Annotated in this window: 21 protein-coding genes; 5 read left to right on the plus strand and 16 right to left on the minus strand. The window is 54.5% G+C overall.

What is annotated here, in order from left to right:
• Entirely contained in the window at window positions 1–894 is an 894-nt protein-coding gene (locus tag ACQKE4_RS11145; RefSeq protein WP_427388411.1) for a LysR substrate-binding domain-containing protein, read from the minus strand.
• Between the two features lie 184 nt (window positions 895–1,078).
• On the opposite strand from ACQKE4_RS11145, the gene ACQKE4_RS11150 reads away from it, so the two are divergent.
• The gene (locus tag ACQKE4_RS11150) at window positions 1,079–1,414 is read left to right on the plus strand and encodes a hypothetical protein (RefSeq protein ID WP_427388412.1); all 336 of its coding nucleotides are present in this window, start codon (window positions 1,079–1,081) and stop codon (window positions 1,412–1,414) included.
• A gap of 83 nt (window positions 1,415–1,497) precedes the next feature.
• On the opposite strand, the gene ACQKE4_RS11155 is transcribed toward ACQKE4_RS11150, so the two are convergent.
• Entirely contained in the window at window positions 1,498–3,633 is a 2,136-nt protein-coding gene (locus tag ACQKE4_RS11155; protein ID WP_427388413.1) for a PhoX family protein, read from the minus strand.
• Window positions 3,634–3,816: 183 nt separating this feature from the next.
• Window positions 3,817–4,323: an Lrp/AsnC family transcriptional regulator gene (locus ACQKE4_RS11160; RefSeq protein ID WP_427388415.1), complete on the minus strand. Its 507-nt coding sequence runs from the start codon at window positions 4,321–4,323 to the stop codon at window positions 3,817–3,819.
• A gap of 250 nt (window positions 4,324–4,573) precedes the next feature.
• On the opposite strand from ACQKE4_RS11160, the gene ACQKE4_RS11165 reads away from it, so the two are divergent.
• The 3 genes from ACQKE4_RS11165 to ACQKE4_RS11175 all read left to right on the plus strand — a co-directional run bounded on the left by ACQKE4_RS11165 (window position 4,574) and on the right by ACQKE4_RS11175 (window position 8,064).
• A complete protein-coding gene (locus tag ACQKE4_RS11165) occupies window positions 4,574–5,590 on the plus strand; it encodes a 1-aminocyclopropane-1-carboxylate deaminase (RefSeq protein ID WP_427388417.1) in 1,017 nt (338 codons plus the stop codon).
• A gap of 226 nt (window positions 5,591–5,816) precedes the next feature.
• Window positions 5,817–7,172: a magnesium transporter gene (gene mgtE, locus ACQKE4_RS11170; RefSeq protein WP_427388418.1), complete on the plus strand. Its 1,356-nt coding sequence runs from the start codon at window positions 5,817–5,819 to the stop codon at window positions 7,170–7,172.
• 148 nt (window positions 7,173–7,320) lie between these two features.
• The gene (locus tag ACQKE4_RS11175; protein ID WP_427388419.1) at window positions 7,321–8,064 is read left to right on the plus strand and encodes a sulfite exporter TauE/SafE family protein; all 744 of its coding nucleotides are present in this window, start codon (window positions 7,321–7,323) and stop codon (window positions 8,062–8,064) included.
• Between the two features lie 11 nt (window positions 8,065–8,075).
• On the opposite strand, the gene ACQKE4_RS11180 is transcribed toward ACQKE4_RS11175, so the two are convergent.
• The 9 genes from ACQKE4_RS11180 to ACQKE4_RS11220 form a co-directional block, all read right to left on the minus strand.
• Window positions 8,076–8,969, minus strand: coding sequence for an EamA family transporter (locus ACQKE4_RS11180; protein ID WP_427388465.1), 894 nt, complete (start codon window positions 8,967–8,969; stop codon window positions 8,076–8,078).
• A gap of 132 nt (window positions 8,970–9,101) precedes the next feature.
• Window positions 9,102–9,803, minus strand: a complete 702-nt coding sequence (locus tag ACQKE4_RS11185; RefSeq protein ID WP_427388420.1) for an HAD family hydrolase — start codon at window positions 9,801–9,803, stop codon at window positions 9,102–9,104.
• 81 nt (window positions 9,804–9,884) lie between these two features.
• A complete protein-coding gene (gene hydA, locus ACQKE4_RS11190) occupies window positions 9,885–11,324 on the minus strand; it encodes a dihydropyrimidinase (protein WP_427388421.1) in 1,440 nt (479 codons plus the stop codon).
• A gap of 1 nt (window position 11,325) precedes the next feature.
• Entirely contained in the window at window positions 11,326–12,057 is a 732-nt protein-coding gene (locus tag ACQKE4_RS11195) for a maleate cis-trans isomerase family protein (RefSeq protein WP_427388422.1), read from the minus strand.
• Window positions 12,058–12,091: 34 nt separating this feature from the next.
• Window positions 12,092–12,844 (minus strand): aspartate/glutamate racemase family protein, encoded by a 753-nt coding sequence (locus ACQKE4_RS11200; protein ID WP_427388423.1) that lies wholly within the window; start codon window positions 12,842–12,844, stop codon window positions 12,092–12,094.
• Complete coding sequence (locus ACQKE4_RS11205; protein WP_427388424.1) at window positions 12,844–14,229, minus strand: amidohydrolase family protein; 1,386 nt, start codon at window positions 14,227–14,229, stop codon at window positions 12,844–12,846. The genes ACQKE4_RS11200 and ACQKE4_RS11205 overlap by 1 nt, the downstream gene beginning before the upstream one ends.
• Before the next feature lie 18 nt (window positions 14,230–14,247).
• Window positions 14,248–15,528: a TRAP transporter large permease gene (locus ACQKE4_RS11210; RefSeq protein ID WP_427388425.1), complete on the minus strand. Its 1,281-nt coding sequence runs from the start codon at window positions 15,526–15,528 to the stop codon at window positions 14,248–14,250.
• The gene (locus tag ACQKE4_RS11215; protein ID WP_427388426.1) at window positions 15,525–16,082 is read right to left on the minus strand and encodes a TRAP transporter small permease; all 558 of its coding nucleotides are present in this window, start codon (window positions 16,080–16,082) and stop codon (window positions 15,525–15,527) included. The genes ACQKE4_RS11210 and ACQKE4_RS11215 overlap by 4 nt, the downstream gene beginning before the upstream one ends.
• Window positions 16,083–16,090: 8 nt before the next feature.
• Window positions 16,091–17,092, minus strand: coding sequence for a TRAP transporter substrate-binding protein (locus tag ACQKE4_RS11220; RefSeq protein WP_427388427.1), 1,002 nt, complete (start codon window positions 17,090–17,092; stop codon window positions 16,091–16,093).
• Window positions 17,093–17,450: 358 nt separating this feature from the next.
• Between ACQKE4_RS11220 and ACQKE4_RS11225 the strand changes: the two genes are divergently transcribed.
• On the plus strand, window positions 17,451–18,134 hold the full coding sequence (locus ACQKE4_RS11225) for a GntR family transcriptional regulator (RefSeq protein WP_427388428.1): 684 nt from the start codon (window positions 17,451–17,453) through the stop codon (window positions 18,132–18,134).
• 12 nt (window positions 18,135–18,146) lie between these two features.
• Here the strand turns inward: ACQKE4_RS11225 and puuE are convergent, their stop codons facing one another.
• The 4 genes from puuE to ACQKE4_RS11245 are packed head-to-tail and all read right to left on the minus strand — an operon-like array spanning window position 18,147 to window position 22,468.
• Complete coding sequence (puuE, locus tag ACQKE4_RS11230; RefSeq protein ID WP_427388429.1) at window positions 18,147–19,082, minus strand: allantoinase PuuE; 936 nt, start codon at window positions 19,080–19,082, stop codon at window positions 18,147–18,149.
• Window positions 19,083–19,093: 11 nt separating this feature from the next.
• The gene (locus ACQKE4_RS11235; RefSeq protein ID WP_427388430.1) at window positions 19,094–20,542 is read right to left on the minus strand and encodes an amidase; all 1,449 of its coding nucleotides are present in this window, start codon (window positions 20,540–20,542) and stop codon (window positions 19,094–19,096) included.
• Between the two features lie 10 nt (window positions 20,543–20,552).
• Entirely contained in the window at window positions 20,553–21,854 is a 1,302-nt protein-coding gene (locus ACQKE4_RS11240) for a TRAP transporter large permease (protein ID WP_427388432.1), read from the minus strand.
• Window positions 21,851–22,468, minus strand: a complete 618-nt coding sequence (locus ACQKE4_RS11245; protein WP_427388433.1) for a TRAP transporter small permease subunit — start codon at window positions 22,466–22,468, stop codon at window positions 21,851–21,853. The genes ACQKE4_RS11240 and ACQKE4_RS11245 overlap by 4 nt, the downstream gene beginning before the upstream one ends.
• Window positions 22,469–22,479: the final 11 nt, after the last annotated feature.

A 22,479-nucleotide genomic window follows, 5' to 3' on the forward strand; every position in this document is an offset into this window, starting at 1 on the left:
TCACCCCTCCCGAAACGCTTCTACTACACGCTCAGCCAGCACTTCGCTGGCATTGCCACTGCCCGCTTGCTTGACGAGAGATACTTGATAATCGCCTAGTGGCGGCAGCAAATCGTTGTTTAATCGTTTGAGTGGCGGGCGAATCAAACTTTTCGGAAAAGCCGTGACGGCGAGGTCTGCCAACATAGCCGCTTCCTGACCGGCACAATGGTCGCAGGAGTAAGCAATTCGGTAATTCACCCCGGCGCTATCCAGCGCGTTTAGTGCGATTCTACGCCACGCGCATCCCTGCTGCGCCAAGGTCACCGGCAGCGGCGTTCGCTGTACGGCAACCCCATCCTCACGACCGGCCCATACCAACGGTTCGCTATGTACGACCTCACCACGCGTGGCTTGCCCTGGCTCACCGGTCATCACTAGCGCTAAATCGAGCTCTCCTTCATCCAGCCTCGCGAGCAAATCAATGCTACGGCCAACGACAACATCCACCTGCACCGCTGGGTGCGAGCGGGCAAACTGGGTAAGCACCGTGGGTAAAATGCGCCCTACCACGTCATCTGTTATTCCCAGCCCTACACGCCCCTCTAAGGCGGGGGCTAAAAACTGCGTGACCGCTTCAGCATTAAGTTTAAGCAGCCGCCTACCATAGCCTAAAAGCATTTCGCCTTCAGTGGTCAACCTAACGTAGCGCGCTTCGCGTACAAACAGCGCTTGGCCTAATGTCTCTTCCAAACGCTTGATCTGCATGCTCAGTGCGGAAGGAGTGCGAAACAGCTGCTGGGCGGCGCGGGTAAAACTGCCGCTCTCGGCAATCGTTACAAAGGTGCGCAACACCTCACTATCCAATAGCGGCAAGGCGGCCCGGCTGGCAGTTAGGGTAGATAATTGATTCATCGCGACCACCTTTCAGAATAACTTAACACTCAGTGTAGTTCTTTTCGTTTGATTGATCCAAGTTGAAGCGTCAAGCTGATAACCAGAGGTCGCGACCCTCCACTTATTAACCACAAAACACACCTGCCGATAGAGTGCTCAGGCGCCGTTTAGCCAACCGCAGGCGTGGAAATGGAGGTGCGCGATGAAGTGCGAAAACCCTACCCAACATGCCCATAATGCCTGGGAAAAAGCCAGCCAACTGGCGCCGCCACCCAAGCCACCGCAGTTGCAGTTTTACATGCCTGCCATGCCGTCAATGCGGCTGATTCGAGCGGTCGATATGCGCTTGTGGCGCTACCGGCGGCGGCGGCTATTTCGACGCCATATCTTGCCGCTACTGGCTTACGACGACCAGGTGTTGCAAGATATTGGCCATCGACGTGAAGATATTCTCTGGGCTAGCCAGCTGCCATTGAACGTTGATGCCATTCAGGCAATAGAAGCTCGGCAGAAAAAGCGGCAGGTTCAGCAAGCCTAGAATCAAAAAAGCTTCGAACCTGAGAGAGGTTCGAAGCTTTTAATAGTGCGCTTCTTATAACTTCAGCGCTTAGCGCCTGATTTTCAAACCCCGATCGGACCGCCGTCGCGCTTTTGAATAACTACGGTCGATGCACGTGCGCGTACTTGACCACTGACAGCAACGGTGGCGTCTTGAGTCAGCGCGCCACCATCGGCTGGCCAGTTACCTGGGTGCTGAATATTAATAAACAGCGCGGTTTTATCCGGCGTGGCAAAAATGCCAGTCACTTCAGAGCCGTTAGGCCCAACGGCAAAGCGCTTAAGCTGCTGCTGGTTACTATTGTTAATGACGGGCCCAGTACCTTGAATATCGTCCAGCCCATTGGGTACTACCGCGAGCAGCTGGTCATTGGTGTGCTGCGTGATGCCATCATAACCATTGTCGGTTTGAATCCACAGAATGCCCTGGCCGTCACCGCGCTCGTCATACCAAAGCCCATCAGGGCTAGCAAACTGGTTCATTTCGGTCAGGCCCGACAGGTTATCCGTGTCATCGGCAGCCGCACCGAAGACAAACACCTCCCAGCTAAAAGCATTCGGCAGGCGGCTTTCGCGCCAGCGGATAACATGCCCTGCCTGGTTATTGGCGCGCGGATTGGAAGCATTGGTAGGGGCGGTGTCATAGCCAACGCCTAGCTGCTCAATGCCGTCACCGGCATTCGTAAAGGTAGGTGATGCGTCGTCTTCGGTACGTTTAGTGTTATTGGTGAGCGTCAAATAAACATCACCCGAGGCAGGGTCTACCGCGGCCCACTCTGGTCGATCCATCGGTGTAGCACCCATAAAATCCGCCGCATCGCAGGTATTAATAATGATGCCCGCCACATCGTTCTCTGCCAAGCCGAGCGCTGCGGCCAATGTCCGGCCGTCTTGTGTTTGAGCATTTGGCGTCAACGGTAGCCATTCACCGCTGCCATCGGCATGGAAGCGAGCGACATAGAGGGTGCCGTTATCCAAATATTTGTTGCCAATAGTAAGACGGTCATAGTTTTCGCCGGGGCGATTGGCATCGGCGGGATCCCAGGCAACGTCAGAAACGTATTTATAGACATACTCATTACGGGCATCGTGGCCTGAGTAATAGACCACTGGCTGTCCTGCCTCCAGCTTGCCTAACCAGCAACCTTCATGGCGGAAGCGCCCAAGTGCGGTACGCTTAATCGCTCGTGCGCCGCTGTAGGGGTCAACTTCCACCTGATAGCCAAACGTACGCGCTTCGTTGCGGTAATCATCCTCGGCGCGCTCGCCACGGGGAGTAATATCAAAACGGGCAAACTCATCGTTCTGCTCAGAGGCATCGCCCGCTGACGTATCCCAACCATAGCGGCTTTTGTCGGTAGGAATGCCTATCCGTGCATCATCCTGAAAACGCTCGCCACGATTCACAAAAATATCGGGCCAGTTCTCTTCGCAGGCAATGTAAGTACCCCAGGGCGTTATTCCATGCCCACAGTTGTTATTAGTGCCGCGGGTTTGCTGGCCAGTGGGTGAAAAACGCGTTTTGGCGTAGTCGCTGCCCGCCACAGGCCCAGCAAGATCCATTACAGTTGCGCTGGTCAAACGACGGTTGTAGGCAGAGCCCGGCACATGCGCCCAGTGACCATTAGCATCTTTTGCGACTTCAACAATGGTAACCCCATGGGCGTTAATTTCAGTGCGGGACTCATCGGCTGGCCGCTGACCACCGTCTGCATTGGTGGGGCCGCCTTGAGGAGCCCAAAGCGCATCTTGTTCGATATATTCATTATTGAGTGCCAGCACAAAGCGCTGAGAGGCGTTGTCTTCATCTAGCGGGAAGGCATCCAACCCATCGTGGTTCATACCCACGCTCATCGCTTGTCGCTCTGGAGTCATGGGCTGATCCGACTGCCATGTGTCACCGGCACTCAGTGGGGTTCCCCACGGCACCAGCACTTGGGCGATGTAGCCCTCAGGTACGACGACCGCATCGGTCAGCGACCCTTTGACTGCTTCAAACGCCAGGTTTAACGGCGTTTTTGGCGCGCCGCTTGAAGCAAGCGCCTGGGCGGCACCGCCGAAGCCGAGCATAGAGGTCGCGGCCAATCCCAAACCACCGCGCATTACATCACGTCGAGATACATGTTTCGCCAATACCTCAGCGAAAGGCTGATTGCTACTGTGGTTAAACAGACGATGATCTTCGATTTCTTTGCTCATTGTGGTCTCCCCCTGCTCGTTTGTAAGCCAACGATTAAGCTTTAGGAGACACTAAATAAGCTAAGTGACAGCATGGTGACGACCAGCCTACATTTAGATGAAGAGTACTAGAAGCAAGAGCGACAATCCCCGTGGGCTAACCCCGGAGCAAGTCGCCGAGCTGGAAGCGCGCTTTCCCAGAGACTAAATCGGCACCTTATGGGTCGATACCACCTGACGCAGCCCCATAAACGATCTTATTTGGCGCACGCCGGGCAGGTAGAGCAACTGCTCGGCGTGTAGCTTGTTGAAGCTTTGGCTGTCCCGGGTACGCACCAGCATAAAGTAGTCAAACTCCCCTGTGACCACATGACACTCCATACAGCCGGAAACTTTTTGTGCCGCCTCTTCAAAGGCGGCGAAGGATTCCGGCGTCGAGCGATCCAGCACCACACCAATCAACACCACCATGCCCGCCTGTAGCTGCTCCGGGTCTAAATGAGCTACCACCCGGCTGATCACGCCATCCCGCTTGAGCTTTTCTACCCGGCGTAAACAGGCGGCAGGGCTGAGGTTAACTCGCTCGGCCAAGGCCACATTGGAAAGCGTGGCATCCTCCTGAAGCAGTTTAAGAATACGCCGGTCGGTACGGTCCAGCTCCGCCGCAGGATCATCAGGCTCAGCACGTGAACGCGAAGTTTTTGAACGCACTATTATTTACCTTATTGATCTTTTCACACTATCTAAAAACACAAACCACATATTTATACAATTTTTATTGCTTATAAACAGCCAACTTTGCAACACAAAAATTATAGCTACCCCGTACTATAAATAGCAGAGAGTACGCCAACGGTTCACACAGATCTTTCATAAAAAACTTTTACACAGAACTTTCATAAAAACCCTCGCCCAGCGACCTTTCGACATCGCACTCAATACCTGAAAGCAGGAGCTTGTTATGAACCTTGAACGCTTCCCACGTTACCCGCTGACCTTTGGCCCCTCTCCGATTACTCCGTTAAAGCGGCTAAGTGAGCACTTGGGCGGTGAAGTTGAGTTGTATGCCAAGCGTGAAGACTGCAATAGCGGTTTGGCCTTTGGCGGCAATAAAACCCGCAAGCTAGAATATCTGATCCCCGAAGCGCTAGAACAGGGCTGCGATACGCTGGTATCGATTGGCGGCATTCAATCCAACCAGACCCGCCAAGTCGCCGCCGTTGCTGCCCACCTAGGTATGCAGTGCGTGTTGGTGCAGGAGAACTGGGTGAACTACTCCGACGCAGTGTATGACCGGGTGGGCAATATCGAGATGTCGCGCATTATGGGTGCCGATGTGCGCCTGGACGATGCAGGATTTGATATCGGCATTCGGCCCAGCTGGGAGCAGGCCATGGAGGATGTGCGTCAGCGCGGCGGCAAGCCCTTCCCGATCCCCGCTGGCTGCTCCGAGCACCCTTACGGTGGCTTAGGCTTTGTGGGCTTTGCTGAAGAGGTGCGTCAGCAAGAGAAAGAGCTGGGCTTTACATTCGACTATATCGTGGTGTGCTCGGTCACCGGCAGTACTCAGGCGGGTATGGTGGTGGGGTTTGCCGCCGATGGCCGCGCTCAGCGAGTGATCGGTATCGACGCCTCTGCCAAACCCGAACAAACCCGCGAACAGATTCTGCGTATTGCCCGCAACACCGCAGAACTGGTAGAGCTGGAAGGCGGCATTACCGATGACGATGTGATACTAGACACTCGCTACGGCGGCCCGGAATATGGCCTACCCAATGAAGGCACACTGGAGGCTATTCGCCTATGTGCCCGCCTGGAAGGCGTACTCACCGACCCGGTTTACGAAGGCAAATCCATGCACGGCATGATTGATATGGTGCGCAACGGCGAATTCCCCGCTGGCTCCAAAGTGCTGTATGCCCACTTGGGTGGCGTACCTGCGCTCAATGCCTACAGCTTCCTGTTTCGTAATGGCTAAACCCGCGGCTTAGCTTATCAATACCGCCTGAGCGATCATATCGGTCAGGCGTCAACATTCCCTCCCGCGCTTGTAATGCTAAAACCTTCCTACTTTCCCATTAATACAATACTTTCACAGCCCCTCTACATGGCTTTCAACCCAGCCTGTCGATAAAATCTTCAATGAGCCATCAAAAGCTTTCATGTGATTGGATTGAAAATTAATTTTCCAGAGGATGGACTCCATGCGCGATGATGAAAAATATGCCAATACCGAGGAGCAACTGCTGTATCTTCAAAAGCTGTTAGATGAAGAGGATACCACTGCTCTAAAAGCGCTATTCAATGAGCTCGATATTTTAGCAATTGCGCGCACACTTGAGTCTTTTCCTGCTAAAACCCGTGACATGCTTTGGACGTACATTCCTGAGGACATAATCGGTGAAGTACTGGCAGAGGTCGATGAAGATATACGTGCTGACTACATCGAGGATCTGTCTGCAAGCGATGTAGAACAAATCGTTAAAGGGCTGGATGCCCAAGAAATTGCTGAAGTATTAGATGTAACTGACGAAGTCATAAAGACCAGCGTTTACGCAAGCTTAGATGAAGACATCCGCGCTCACGTTGAAATTCTTCATGCCTATGAAGATGATGTGGTTGGGCGCTATATGGACCCAGAGACGGTTAATGTAAAGCAAGGCGTTTCATTAGAGGCGGTGCAACGCTATATCCGCATTCACCACCTGCTCGACGACGAATCGCAGCAGATCATGATTACCGACAAGGAAAAACGTTTACTTGGCACTTTGACCTTAATTGACTTAATAAAACAACCACAAGACGCGGTGGTTGACGATTATATGGATGATTTTTTCACTCTAAATGATCAAATGAAAGTCAGTGATGCCGCTGCATTCTTGCGCTCTAAAGAACTCCACTTTGTGCCCGTATGCGATAGTGATGGCTTATTGGTTGGGCAGTTAAACGCTGCCGACGTACTAGAAATCACCCAGGACGATGCTGACCTAACGCTGAAGCATATGTCGGGCGTTAGCGACGAAGAGGAAGTATTTACACCCATTTTGCGCAGCGCAAAAAGTCGTGGCATTTGGCTGGGTATTAACCTATTAACCGCTTTTTTAGCCGCCTTCGTGATTGGGCAGTTTGAGGCGGTATTAGACCAGATTGTGGCCCTGGCGATTTTAATGCCCGTGGTAGCAAGCATGGGGGGAATTGCCGGAAGCCAGACCCTTACCGTCGTCATACGTGGCCTAGCGTTAGGCCAGCTCGCGGGTAACAACAAACAGTGGCTCTACAATAAAGAGCTATGGGTGGGCATGAGCAACGGTTTGGTGTGGGCGTTAGTGGTCGGCTTAATTGCCTTCATGTGGTTTGGCGACCCGCTGATTACGCTGGTTATCACACTGGCGATCTTTATTAATATGAGCCTAGCCAACTTATCAGGTGTGCTGATTCCGCTGTTGTTGAAAAGGCTACAGATTGATCCGGCGTTGTCGGGGGCGGTCATTTTAACCACCGTGACGGATGTAGTCGGTTTTTTATCCTTCTTGGGGCTGGCGACAGTGATTATCCTATGACCCATATTGTAGCGGCAGGTAGCGAAGTGTCTGCTAAGTTGAGCAGTGCACGCTTCGCCCGCTAACGTTTATCTAATGCTATGCTTTGCAGCCCCGCGCCTACGGGGCTGTTTGATGTATGGCTTTTATTAACAACAATGAGATTTCAATGCTCCCCGACTACTCCGTGATCGCTTGGCTGTTAATCATCTTTTCTGTATACCTGACCGGCGTTTCAAAAGGTGGTTTTGCAGGTGGTTTCGGCACGCTTTCGGTGCCGCTAATGGCGCTGGCGATTAGCCCCACCCAGGCAGCAGGCCTGCTGTTACCGCTGTTGCTAGTGATGGATGTATTTGCGGTAAAGGCCTGGTGGGGCAAACAGTCGAATGCAGAAGTGTGGCGCTTTGTGCCTGGGCTGTTTATAGGCGTGACGGTGGGCACGCTGCTATTTGGAAGTCTTAGTGAGTCAGGCGTCCGCCTGGCATTAGGAATTCTCTCAGTAGTGTTTGCCGCCTATATGCTGCTAAAGCCTGTCGCTAAGAAACCTATTTCCAGCCGTTGGGCACTGCCCGCCGCCAGCGTTTGCGGGTTTACCAGCTTTATTGCCCATGCGGGTGCGCCGCCAATGAATATGTATTTAATGCCGCGCAAGCTTACTAAAGAAACATTTATTGCTACCTGCACAATCACTTACGCTGTAGTCAACACCATCAAATTAGGCCCTTATGTATGGCTTGGCGAGGTCAACATGACCAGCGCCTGGGCATCGCTACTGCTGGTACCAATCGCCTGGATCGGGGTACGTAATGGGCTATGGCTGCAAAGCCGCGTTAATGAAGCGTTGTTCTACCGCTTGGTGATCATCGCCATGTTCCTGGTAGGGATTAATCTCGTCTGGCAGGGGTTGAGCTAGTTATTCATAAGCTACAACGCCACCAGCACCAACCCCGCTAACATCACCACCGTGCCAACAGCCTTTGCTCGTGAGGCAGGCTCTTTAAGCCATAGCACGCCCATCAATACACCCACGGGGATAGAGAGCTGGCGCAGTGCCACGATGTAACTGACCTCTTCGGTGAGCGCCATGGCCATTAACACCAAACCGTAAGTGCAGGTCATCATTAGGCCTGTGACGATCAGCATGGTGACTCCCCGCTGGCGAAGCGCTGGCAGGCGGCGGCGCTCCGCCGGTAGCAGCGCAAGTAAGGGTATCGCCCAGGTTAGCGTCATCAGCGCTTGCAGCACCATAAAAACCGCCCCTGCGGTGAGACTACTATGTCCTACCCCCTGCATGAGTCCTAGCGCCTGCTTATCAATCAGCGAGTAGCCAACGGTACCCACCGCTGCCAGTAACGCAAACCCCATGGCAGGCGTTAAGTATGTGGATAGCCTACGCGCCTCTGGATGGCTAAGCGGCAGGCAGAGTGCACCCACCACCACTAGCACCATGCCAATGCCATCCCACCTGTTCAGCATGCGATTACCCAACAGCGCAATGGAGACCAACGGTACCAGCACTACCGGCAACGCCCGAGCGATGGGATAAAGCACACTGACTTCTCCCCGCGCATAGGCCCAGGCCAAGCCGCCCATATAGAGCATTTGGCACAGCCCAGAAAGCGCCAGCCAGCCCCAGAAGGCAGGTGACAGCGCACTCAGTGATGGCCCCAGCCATAGCAGGGGAATAAGCACTGCCCCACCTGCGCCGTAGGCCAGGACAAACGTCCCTAGCGAAGGAGCATTGCGTTTCCCCAGTACGTTCCAGCCGGCATGCATACAGACCGACACCAGCACCAGAGCGAGTGCGGTGGAGCTCAACATTCAGCCTTAACGGTGTTATCGCCGAATATCAGGCAGCGAAACATTGGGAATTTTTCCAAAGAGCGGTCATTTGATATAAAGGTTTTCTACTGGCGGTATCAGACATGCACCAATTTTCCTGGCAGGCCGTTAGGCCGTCAAACGCTTGGGAGGCGCGGCTGTTCGCCAGTCTAAGCGTCGCCACCCTTCAACGCTAGCCACCTCTGCCAGTACCGGGTCGGGATTGACCGCCACCGGACAATCCACGTATTGCAATAACGGCAGGTCGTTGCGGGAATCTGAGTAAAACGTGGTGTGGCTGGGAGTGATCTGCCGTTCGCCTAGCCACTGCTGTAGGCGTAACACCTTCCCGCCACGATAAGAGAATATGCCCTCGCTTTGGCCGGTGTAGCGAGCCTCTTCATTAACGCCACGCTCTACCGTCAGTTCCACCGCCAATACGTGCTCTATCCCTAAAACAGTCGCCACCGGCTCGACAAGGTGACGCGATGAAGCCGATATTAGTACCAGGGTATCCCCTGCCTTGCGATGCTCTTCAAGGCAGGCCCAGGCTTGTTCAAAAATACGCGGCTGTAGATGCGTGGCGACAAACCGCTCGACCTCTTTTTGAACATCCGCCACCCGACGACCGCGCAGTGGCGCTAACGTCATGGCTAAATACTCTTCAAGCTTTAGCTTGCCTGCGTGGTAGGCCTGATGCATTTTCTCCGCACGTGCCATAAAGGCTTCGGCATCGCTGATCCAACCTTGCTCTATCATCCATAAATTCCAGCGGTCGCTGCAGTCTCCATCCAGGAGGGTGTCATCAAGATCAAACAGGGCCAGGCGCATGGGAGCACTCCTTTCATCGCGGGTTGGCGGCGCGTAGGTTATGCCACAGATCATGACAAGACGATGACGCTGGCGGCAGCGCTACGTAATACCTACCTCGCCGCGCGGCTTGGGCCGCGCGGGAGCAGGCAGGTCGCAGCGCAGAAAGGCACCGCGCCCAGGCGTCCCTAAATAGTCACCATCCCGCCAGACCACTTCGCCTCTCGATAGCGTCAGGGCGGGCCAAGCGGTGACGGGAATGCCTTCGTAGGGGGTGTAATCAACCCCGTGATGCAAGTCGACATTACGGATGGTGCGACTTAGGCCGGTATCCCAAATCACTAAATCAGCGTCGCCACCAATGGCAATCGATCCCTTGCGCGGATAAATCCCATACATGCGCGCAACATTGGTGGCCGTGAGTGCCACAAACTGCTGAATAGTAATCCTGCCGGTCTCTACCCCATGGCTAAACAGCAGTGCTAAGCGGGTTTCAAGCCCTGGAATGCCGTTGGGTATACGCGCAAAGCTGGCATCTTCCCCTGCCGCAAACTTGCCCTGCGGCCCGTCAAAGGTGAACGGTGCATGATCGGAGGAGAACACCTGGAAAACGCCATTTTCTAACCCATCCCAGACGAATTGCTGATTCGCCTTATCGCGAGGAGGCGGGCTACAAATACACTTGGCTCCCTGAGGGTCATCATCTAAGCCCAGGTCATCGGCGGTTAGGAATAAGTACTGGGGGCAGGTTTCAGCATAGACACGTAAACCATGTTGATGTGCCCAACGCAGTTGTTCCATCGCTTCACGCCCAGACACATGCACGATCAAGATGGGCACATCAACCAGCTCGGCATAGGCAATAGCGCGATGGGTGGCTTCACGCTCAACCAGCATCGGCCTGGCAGCCGCGTGGTAGCGGGGTGCCGTATGGCCATTGGCAAGCAGGCGCTCGGTTAGCCAGGCAATGCAGTCGGCGTTTTCGGCGTGTACCATCACCATGGCACCGTGTTCACGGGCAACCGCCAATACATCGATGATTTCACGATCGGCCAGTTTGAGATCGTCATAGGTCATATAGATCTTAAACGAGGTGTACCCTTCGCGGATTAGCTCAGGCAACTCTACGGCAAGCACTTCAGGCGTGGGGTCGGTGACGATTAGATGGAAAGCGTAGTCGATGCACGCTTTACCCTCCGCACGGTGGTGATAATCCTCCACCGCAGCCCGCAGGCTCTGACCCTTAATTTGGCAAGCAAAAGGGAATATTGTCGTTGTCCCGCCGCAAGCCGCAGAGCGAGTCCCCGTTAAAAAATCGTCAGCCATTTTAGAGCCGTCGGAGGTCGGCTGATCCAGATGGCAGTGACCATCAATACCGCCCGGCAGTACCCAGCGCCCTGCTGCATCAATTTCTTCTTTTCCCGCCGCTAGTCCATTGCCTAGAGCAACAATTACCCCATCGCGAATGCCAATATCGGCGTCGAAAACATCGGCGGCAGTGGCACAGCGCGCCCGACGAACTACCAAATCGAACTCAGCCATATTACAGCGTCCCTTCCATCAAGCGTCCCCAGCCTTTGACCGGCGTCTTTTCATGCCCCGTCATTCGCAGCATTTTCCACACCACCGTGGCAGTGGTATCCAGCACCGGCACGCCTAGCTCAGCTTCCCACTGGTCCACCAGTTGAGCAGAGTTGAGGTTGGTACAGGCGACGACTATCAAGGGAGCACCCTGCTCAGCCACCCGCCGAACCTGGGCGGTAAGGGTCTCTGCGCTCACCTCAGCAAAGGCAAAATTTTCACTGATACTAAGATGATCTTCCGCAACAATAGTGAAGCCTTCAGCGTGGTAATTCGCCAAGATGCGCTGCTGTACATCGTCGGTATAAGGCGTTACCAAACCAAATTCACGCACACCGTGCTCGGTCATGATCTCGTTGAGCGCCAGCATTGATGTGGTGGCTTGAATGCCCGTTTCAGCCTTAATGCGTTGGCACAGAGTGACATCGTGGTCAAAGCCTAGCCAACCGGCTGAAGTGCCGCTCCAGCCAATCACATCAACCCTGGCATCGGCGAGAAGCTTAGCGGCAGCCAACACATGGGTATCGTCAAACTGGCCCAACGCCCGCTGGCTTAGGGCTATTTCAGTGACACCAAAGCGAGAAAAATGCGCTGTGACACCAGGCACCTGAGCCACCATAGCGGAGGTCAATGGCTCGAGGGCAGTGTTTGAAGAGGGTGTCAAAACACCAAAACGGTTACGGGGCGTGGTCATGGTCATGCTCCAAAATGTATATTCCGTATTTGCCTTACGAGATGCGTTGCCGCCCGATTAATTGACCTAGGGCAGGCGATAATCCCGTCCAGCTTTTTTCAGGTGGTACGGCGTAGCTTCCCGCGGTGGCTTTATTAGGACTTAGCCGTGCCAGCAGTTCTGCCTGATGAACGGCACAACTCACCCCGTCCACAACGGGCACTGGTATCTGCGCTGCGACACTGCGGGCCAACCCTGCCAGCGGTGCGCCAGCAATAATCAACACATCGGCTCCGTCTTCGCGTACGGCGGCTTCGCATAGCGCCACTAGCTGTTCACCCTTGTCCTGCTGGACACTGCCAATATTGGGCAGTGGCTCGTCTAGGCAGCGAATACCGGCCAGACGCGAGGTCATCCCGTAGCGGTCAACGGTTTCGCTGTACCAGGCGCGGATACGCCGCGAAATAGCTACTATTCCGATGCGACCGCCCAACATGGCGGCACTCATCAGAGCACTTTCGGTCATACCTACTACTGGAATGGGCAGCATTTCACGGGCAGCTTCTAAGCCCGGGTCACCAAAGGCGGCAACAATAGCGGCGTCATGTCCGGCATAGTGTTCAGCAAGCTCGTTCAGGGTGGCATACGCTCCGACCGCTGCTTCAGCCCGGGTTTCGATATAAGCCACGCCAAAGGCGGCCGTGCGCAAGGTAAGCTGCGTAGTAGCACTGACGGAACGCTCGGCTTCTGTGGCAATCAGGTCGGTCACACTTTGGGAAATATTGGGATTAACGATGAGTAGTTTCATCAAAGACTCTCTTTTCTCTCTACCTGGGCTCGCGCACGCGTCCACAGTGCTTCAGCGGCGCGCTGGGCATCGGCTAGCAATGTGGGCGTATCGGCCAAGCACAGCTCACCGTCTTCAACCACCACCTGGCCGTTACACACCACCATTTCTACATCGCGGCCTTGGGCGGTATGCACCAAGTTGCCAAGGGCATTAATCAGCGGCACTAAGTGCGGGCGACGGAAGTCGAACACCACTAAATCAGCTCGCTTGCCGGGAGTGAGAGAACCCAGCTCAGCATCCAGCCCTAACGCTTTGGCGCCTCCCAAGGTGGCCATTTCCAGCACGTGATGCGGCTGCCAGGTGTCGTTAATTTCGCTCTCTTGCACCCGGCCCATAATCAATGCCCAGCGCATCACTTCCACCATATCGCCGTGCATGTTGTCGGTGCCTAGGGCAAGGTTTGCGCCTGCGGCGCGTAACCGCGTGGTGGGGGCAATTCGACCGCCGGTGGCATTACCCCGGGGGATATGGGCAATGTTGGTGCCGGTACGGCCTATGCGCTCGATATCGCTGTCTGTCACGTACATACAGTGCGCAGCGGTAAAGCGCGGGCCCAGCAGCCCAACATCTTCCAGCAACTCACTGGGCGTCATGCCGTCACGCTCTATCACCCGACGGTTCTCTTTAACGCTTTGGGAAAGGTGGCCATTAACGTGAATACCCAGCGCATCGCGGGCATTGGCGACTTTGGCTAATAAGGCACGGGAGCAGGTATCAGGCGCATGGGCTGCAAGCTCGACACCTAAGCGGCCATCCAACTTGCCCTGCCAGCGCTCGTGAAGCGCAATGGCTTCATTCAACGTTCGCTCGCCAATTGCATCGCGATGCTTCCAGACCCCCTCGTGGACACGGCTGAAATCCACATCGTGGATGCGCCCACAGGTAATCACCCGCATACCTAGCTCACCCATGGCAGGAAGCGTTAAGTCGGCATGCACATAGCTGTCGTTAATCAGCGTTGAACCAAACAGCAGCGCTTCGGCGGCCCCTAACCTTGCCAAGGCAACGGCTTCCTCTTCGCTCACTTCATGGCCGTGGGGCACCCCAGGCGTATACGCCGGAGCGAAGCCCATATCTTCAGCAACGCCGCGCACCATGCTCAGAATGGTGTGGGTATGCACATTGACGAAGCCTGGGGTAATCACTCGGCCGGTTAAGTTGATCGTGCGGCGTGCCGGTGGCATTGGCTGAGACGGATCATCGGGCCCTACTTCAACTAGGCGACCTTGGTGAATCACTAACCGAGCATTCGGAATCTCACCCAATTGAGGATCAACCGTCAGCACGCGAGCGCCATGAATAACCAAATCAGCGGGATGCTGGGCATCGAAGGGTTGCGTCATTATCTGCTCCGGTGACATTTAGTAGCCAAACGCGCGGGGCAGCGCGGTGACGAGCTGGGGGACAAAGATGCAGAGGGCAAGCACCGCGAACTGGAAGGCCACAAAGGGCAGCGACTCTTTCACAAGCTGCATCATGGGTACCTTGGTGATGCCGCTCATGACGAAATAGAGCACACCTACCGGCGGCGTCATCATGCCGACCACCAGGTTGTACATAAACAGAAAGCCGAAGTAGAGCGGGTCGATACCATAGGTCAGCGCAACAGGCGCAAACAGCGGCACCAGCATGATGTAGGCCGCGTTAGATTCTATCAGCATGCCCACCACGACCAGCAGCGCCATGGTGAGCAAGATGAAGGTCATCGGGTCGCTGGTCAGCTCCTGAATAAAATCAGACAGCATCATCGGCACCATCTCGATGGTGAAGATGAATGTCAGCACGGAAGCAAACGCAATCAACGCGCCGACCATGGCCGACGTGACTGCAGCACGGTAGAGACAGTCAGGCAGGTCAGAAATTTTCAGCCGCCGTGTGACGACAAAACCGATCAGCGCGGAGTAGACCACGGCGATAGCCGCGCCCTCGGTAGCGGTAAAAATGCCGCCGACAATCCCGCCTACGACAATCACCGGCATCATAATGATGACCATCGCGCGTCGCCCTTGGTGCAACACATTGGCCAGATTGAAACGCTCGCCAGTCAGCGGATAACCCCGCTTCCACGATATCCAGCTGGCAATCACCATAAAGCCAACGGCTAGCAAAATGCCGGGCAGAATACCGGCGATAAAGAGCCCGCCCACGGAGACCGAAGAGCCCGCCATCAGCGCATACACGATCATGGCATTACTGGGGGGAATCACCGGCCCCAAATTAGCTGCAGAGGCAATAACTGCCCCTGAGTAAGCATCGGGATAGTACTTGCGTAGCGAGGGAACCAAGGTGCTGCCCATAGCGCTGGCACTTGCAACCGCGGCACCACTGACAGAGGCAAAAATAGTCCCAGAGGTGATCGTCACATGGGCCAAACCACCATGCATGCGCCCTACCAAGCTGTTTGCGAAGGCAATCAGGCGATCCATAATGCCCGCGCGCACCATCAGCTCACCAGCGAGCATAAATAGCGGAATGGCCATTAAGGGAAAGCTATTGACTGCATGCATCATGCGCTGCGGCATAACCACCAGTTCGAAGTCGAGCATCCACAGGCCTGCTAATGAGCCAAAACCAAGCGCAAAGGCCAATGGCATGCCGAAAAAAGCAAGAGCCAGAAATAAACCAATTGCCATCCATGTCATGACACCCCCTCCCATGTGCGCGATCCACCCCATGCGAGCAAGGCCAAGTGCAAAAAGGCGTGGGCGCCGCAAATCAGTACAGCGATGTAGTAGATGGCAGAGGTCATAGGTAGTGTCGGCATTAGCTCTGGCCAACGATCGACTGTCGCGACCCACGCACCAACCATCACCATCAGCATTAGCAACGTGGAAACACCGGCCATCAGGCGAAAGAGAACCTCCTTCAACCACGCGGGCATCATCATCACAAACAGGTCAATACCCACATGCACCCCGTGTTTCACGCCATGGGGAATGGCCAGGAAGATCGCCCATACAAAGCACAAGCGTGAAAGCTCATCCGCAGCATCAATGGAAGAGCCAAGCACATAGCGCCAGAACACCTGAAGCGACACGATGGTCACCATTAGCGCCATGACCGCGACAATGCCCCAGTAAGTAATGGTATCCAGACGCTCAACGACCCATTTCGCACGTTGGAAAGCAGTGCTTAAATGCGGGGGAGCAGGCCCCCGCTTGGTGTCATCTTGAGGTGATACAGAAGTGGGTGTCATGGTGGGTCTCACAGCGCTGCTTGAGCTTCCTGGGTGGCTAACTCAATGAACGCGGGATCAATGCGCTCTTTGAGGCTTTCAGTCACGACCGACGTGGCTTCACGCAACTCAGCCCGTAGCTCAGGAGAAATGGGGGTAAATTCCATGCCATCCGCAATTAACTGTTCGCGCCACTGCTCTTCCTCATCCGCAGCAGCTTGACGCTGCCACGCCATTGCCTCCGTCATGGCGGCATCTATTATGGCGCGGTGCTCTTCTGAGAGGCGCTCGTAGCTGCGCTGATTGGCAACGGCATTGATAAAGTCATAGAAGTGGCCGCTGTCAGATAAGTACTCTTGCACTTCGTTAAAGCGACGGCTGGCGATGATGTTGTAAGGGTTCTCCTGACCGTCAAGCACACCCTGCTGCAGTGCTGAATAGAGCTCTGATACATCCATTGATACAGGATTTGCACCCAGTGCACGGAAGGTCTGCAGGTGAACCTCATTCGGCTGCAGGCGAATGCGCATGCCCGCAAAATCTTCAACCGAGGTAATCGGACGTAAGCTATTCGTCACATGCCGGAAGCCAAGCTCTCCATAACCAAGATTAACGAACCCTAGCTTTTCCATCTTTTCGTCCAGTTGCTCGCCGACGGGACCGTCCATAACAGCGAACGCCTGTTCACGGTTATCAAACAAGAAGGGTAGGCTCACGGCTTCATACTCAGGTATGGAGCGCGTGAAGTAAGCGATCGACGTGAACACCGCGAAGATAGTGCCAGAGCGTACTTGGTCAACGTTTTCAGTAGCGCCCCCTAGTTGCATAGCGGGAAACAAATCAATTTGCAGCTCGCCATCAGACTCGCGCTCCACCTGCTCTTTAAACACTTCCATCGCCCGTGAAACAGAGTGATCGGCAGGAAAGTTACCTGCTACGCGCAGCCTTTCAGCCGCCTGAAGTGATGAAGAGAATAGGGTCGCGGCCGTCAGCAATGAGGCCAGCTTTACAACGTTAGCTTTAGAGATCATGGGGAGGCTCCAGCAGTTTCATAAAGTAGTCATCGCATGCTCACGCGGACGATCACCTACAAAGAAACAGCAATCCTCATGCCATAGCCCAAAAAAGTATAAAAAAATGACTTCAAAAACTGCACAAGCCAATGATTTAAAATAGAATTAAAAAAGTATGGAAAAAATCAAAGAGATATTGTTTTATAAATTGCATACAATTAATAAAACATATTTGCGCTCGAAAATGATGCCGAGAACCTTAATTTCGCACCTAAATAGTGCGTTCTGGCAAATTTATAACGTTTTGAACGTAGCACTACAGACGACCTTGCCCTTACGGCATACTGAACGCAGTTTTCGATAGGATAAGATGACCATGGATGCCGCTCCGACGACCAAACCCGCCATTGAGCAAATAGCCGAGCGGATTACTGATGCCATAATGGAACATCGGCTTCCGCCTGGGGTAAAGCTAGGGGAGGATCGTCTCGCCCAAACGTTTAATGTCAGCCGCACGAAGGTCAGACAAGCGCTAACCTCGCTCTCCAAAGAGGGGCTGGTAACCCTGCACCCCAATCGCGGGGCGTATGTGACGCGCCCTACCCGCCAGGAAGCGCTGGACCTCATGGAAACCAGACGTTTGATTGAGCCAGAAATTATCCGTCAGGTAATTGCACGCGCAACGCCCAAAGACCTAGAAAAACTCAAGGCTCATCTAGAGGAAGAGGATCGCGCCAGGGAAGAGGGCAATCGCCGCCTTATTATCAGTCTCACTGGCAAGTTTCATATGCTGTTGGCAGAGCTCGGCGGCAATATTTTTATTCAGAAGTTGATGTCCGAACTATGCCCACTCACCTGTTTGATCATTGCCCTTTACGATGCCCCGCAAATGCCCGCCTGCCCCGAGGATGAGCATGCCCGCATTGTCGAAGCCATCATCAATAAAGATGTTGAAGGAGCCATTCATCTCATGCTCCATCACCTGAATCACATCCAGGATGCCCTTCACCTAGTAGATCCTGAGGCGCGAGACATTCATTGGGAAGCACTGTTTGGCTAACCCACTACGGTACTATCGCGGCCGGGAGGGAGAGTGGTGCTGATGCCAGTGCCTAGCAATGTCACTACGCCGTGCGACCCAAACGCGCTCATGGCTGGCCACATGGTCAAGAAAACGCTCCAACGCCTGTGCCCTACCCGGCCGACCTGCCAAGCGGCAGTGTAGGCCTAGAGACATCATGCGCGGCTGGTACTGGCCCTCCCGATAGAGCGCATCAAAGGTATCCACCATATAGTCGAGCCACTGTCGCGACGTATTGAACCCTGGGGCCTCGGCGTAGCGCATGTCGTTGGTATCAAATGCGTAAGGCAAGACGAGATGCTCACCCTCGGGGTGTTTCACCCAGTAAGGCAAGTCATCGTTATAGGCATCCGAATCATAAAGGAAACCGCCTTCGGCAATGATCAGCCGTCGCGTCATTTCGCTTATACGCCCGGTGTACCATCCCAACGGGCGCTGCCCACTCAGCCGGGTCAGCGTGGCCACAGTGCGGCGGATATCCTCAGCCTCCTGCTCTGGAGAAACTCCTTTATAATCAATCCAGCGCCAGCCATGTGCGGCGATTTCATGACCATCGCGTACCATCCGCTGCGCTACTTCTGGCAGCCGCTCAAGTGCCTGAGCGACAGCGAAGATAGTAAGTGGCAATTGTCGTCGTTGAAAGATGTCCAACAGCCGCCAGATCCCCACACGACTGCCATACTCGTAATGGGATTCCATGTTGAGGTTGCGCCGATTAGGCCAGGGTTGGCAACGCATATCGCTGTTCAGGCTTTCCGAACCGCTGTCGCCATCAAGCAGATGTGCCTCGGCGCCCTCTTCTACATTCAAAACAATGGATAGCGCTAGTCGTGTATTACCCGGCCAGTTAGGCTGAGGAGGACACTCTCCATAGCCCCGCAAATCCAGCAGGCGCTCCGCCATATCAAGGTTAATCGCCGATGGCATGAGATGCCCCTTCAGTTGGTCGTGTGAACACAATCTGGCCACTGCTGGCGAAAGCCTGCCGCTTCCAGCTGCATAGCCACCTGCAGAAGCAGATGCTCGTTACCCGGTTTAGCTACCAGTTGTATGCCCACAGGTAGTTGCCCAGGCTGGCGAGGTACAGGTAGGCACAGCGTAGGAAAACCTACTAACGAGACCAGAAACGTACATGCTAAATAATCGATGATCGACTCACAGGCGTGACCATCAATCTCCCATACATCATCTTGTGCATTATCAAACGGCATCACGCTGGTAGCCGGCAGAACAAGCACGTCAAACTGCGCAAAAAACGCCTGAAAGCGGCGATACAAGGTGGTACGAGTATTCTCGGCATGTAGATACTCTGACGCGCTAACTCCCTCACCTTGGCGTACATTCCAGGCAAACGAGGCAGAAAGATGCTGCTCCTGTGCATTAACCAGCTCACCAAACGTTGCCCATGACTCAGCCGCTCGGAGCGTCTTGAAAGCGGCCACGCCCCCGTCAACATTAGGATGCCGCCACTCCACGCGCCCCAGCAGCGCCTCAATGTGCGCTACGGCCTGTTCAAAAACCCTACGGATCTGATGGGATACGTGATAGGCCCCGCCAAAGGTTACGGATGCCGCTACCCGCACAGCGCCTGACGTGCTGAAGTCCCCGTTGTTAGCCACTGCTTGTGTGTACGCGGTCGTGCTAGGCCGGAATGAGCTGGGATCGTCAGTATGGGCGCCCTGCATCACACTCATCATCAGTGCTGTGTCCCGCACGTTGCGCGCCAGTGCCCCCTGAGTGGAAAGCATGCTCCATCCACGCGGGCGGTATGGCTCGGCGATAGTACCTGGCGTTGGCCGCAGCCCAACACAACCACAGAAAGCAGCGGGCGTTCGAACCGAACCACCAAAGTCAGTGCCTTGCGCCAACGGCACCATTCCGGTAGCTACTGCGACAGCCGAACCACCGCTTGACCCGCCGGAGCTTAGCTTCAGATCCCACGGGTTGGCAGTGGGGCCACAAAGGCTGTTAGTACACACCGCGCCGAAGGCAAACTCTGGTGTATTGGTTTTACCCAGCACAATAGCGCCGGCCGCCTTTAGTCGTGCCACCGAAAGCTCATCCCGCTCGGGACGATTGTGTGCAAACAGTCGTGCCCCTTTGGTTGTGGGTAGCCCTACGGTATCCGTGACATCTTTCACAGCCACCGGCAAACCATGTAGCGCGCCTAACGGCTGGCCAGAGCGCCGCTTCCGATCACAATCCTCTGCCGCAGCACGAGCACCGTCTGCATCCACGCTAATAAATGCCTGCAACGAGCCATTAAGAGCAGCAATGCGAGACAGCGACGCCTCCACAAGCGCCAAGGATGTGAGGCGACCCTCGGTTAATTGGATAAGCAGTTCAGTGGCTGGCTGGTGCAGCGTAACGTTCATTGCGTCTTGCACGTTCGGCCCCTTATAGCAATAAATAGGGCAACCAAGTCACAATACTCGGAAACGCTATGATGAGAGCTACGGCCAGTAGTAAGACCACGACGAACGGCGTAATACCCCAGTAGACATCGATAATTGAGCCAGACCGGCGCACCCCCTGCACAACGAACAAGTTCATGCCTATTGGCGGAGTAATCAATGCCAGCTCCATCATCAGAACCAAGAAGATGCCAAACCAAACCGGATCGATCCCCATGAACACGACAATGGGGAAAACAATGGGTATGGTACCCACCATCATGGAGAGCGTTTCAATAAAGCAGCCCAGAATGAGATAAAAAACCACAAGCACCAGCAAAAAGCCCAACACACTCAGCTCCATGGAGGCCACGAAACTCGTTAGCGCCTGGGGAACCCCCAGCACGCCCACCACAAACTTCAGGAAAAAGGCCGCTACGATAATCAATAGGATCATTGCCGTGGTGCGTACCGTGGAGAGAAACGCTTCATGGAGCATCGTTATGCTCAAAGCACGATTCCAAACCGCTAGCCCGAGGGCCATTAACACCCCTAACGCAGCCGCTTCAGTCGGCGTAGCCCAGCCCAGATAGATGCTCCCCATCACTACACCAAATACCAGCAGCGGCGGAATGAGATGTTTAAGGCTGGTCAATTTAATCTTTAACGAGCTTTTCGCCTGAATGGTTCCGGCAAGGCTGGGAAACAGCGTGCAGATAATGGCAATCGCCAGCATGAACAGCGTAACGAGTAGTAGGCCTGGCACTAATCCAGCGGCAAACAGGCGACCTACTGAAGTCCCCGTCAATGCACCATAGATAATCAGATTCACACTGGGGGGAATCAAAATCCCTAACGTTGCGCCAGCCGCAATCGACCCCAATACCAGACGCTCATTGAACCTACGCTCCCTGAACTCTGGAAGCGCGACGGTGGCGATGGTCGCCGCTGTCGCGACCGATGACCCAGAAACTGCTGCAAACAGGCCGCTCGCACCGATATTGGTATGCAGTAGCCCGCCGGGCAAACGGCCTAGTAGCACCGATAACCCGGTATACATCCGCTGGGTGACGCCGCAGCGTAGCAGCAGTTCGCCAAGCAGGATAAAGAGCGGTATGGCCGTTAATAGAAAGTCGTTCATGACCGCCCATAGCTGGGTACCAAAGGTGCTCAACATGGCTGGGGAGATATACACCATGGTGCCAAGTGCACTGGCCAAAAATATAGCCACTGCCACATGAACACCAAGCATCATCAGCCCTAGCATAATGGCAAAGCCAATCAGGGCACCGCTAATGTCGATCATAAAGGCTCCCTTTTACTTTCCGGCCTGTTTTCCAACTGGCTCTCAGCCTCTGCCAGGCTTTTGTCCACTTCCTCTTGTAATGAAGGGGGGCCGTAGCATTCGTTAAGCATCTGATAGTTGGTTCTGAGCAGTAACCAGCAACTATGTATCAGCATGCTGGTGGCAACGAATGCAAACAGTGCCACACCGAACAACCACAACCCTTGAGGAATCCATAAAGGGGTTTGCAGTGGTGTACTGGCACGGCTTCCATAGGCAATGCTCGTTTGCCATGTACCCCATACCTGCAACAACATAAATACGGTAAATCCCGCCAATAACAGTATCGCCACGCCGTTCAGACAAGCCTGTATAGCAACGGGAAAACGGCTGAGCCCAAGCTCTATACGTGTATGCATCCGGTGCATCAGCGCGGCGGAAAAACCTACAGCAGACGTGATCGCCAAAATATAACCACCGAGCTCATCTACCCCCTGAACCGAGTGGCCCAATAAGCGACGAGCTACGATCTCGTAACCAATTAATAAACAGAGCCCAAGGCATGCATAGCCGCACATAATGGCGGCTATGTTGACCAGCCGCTCAAGACCTGGAAAGAACCTGATTGATCGCATCAGCGATGTCT

Origin of the sequence: Halomonas sp. NPDC076908, assembly GCF_050269715.1 — a bacterium.
In the GTDB taxonomy this organism is placed as follows: domain Bacteria; phylum Pseudomonadota; class Gammaproteobacteria; order Pseudomonadales; family Halomonadaceae; genus Vreelandella.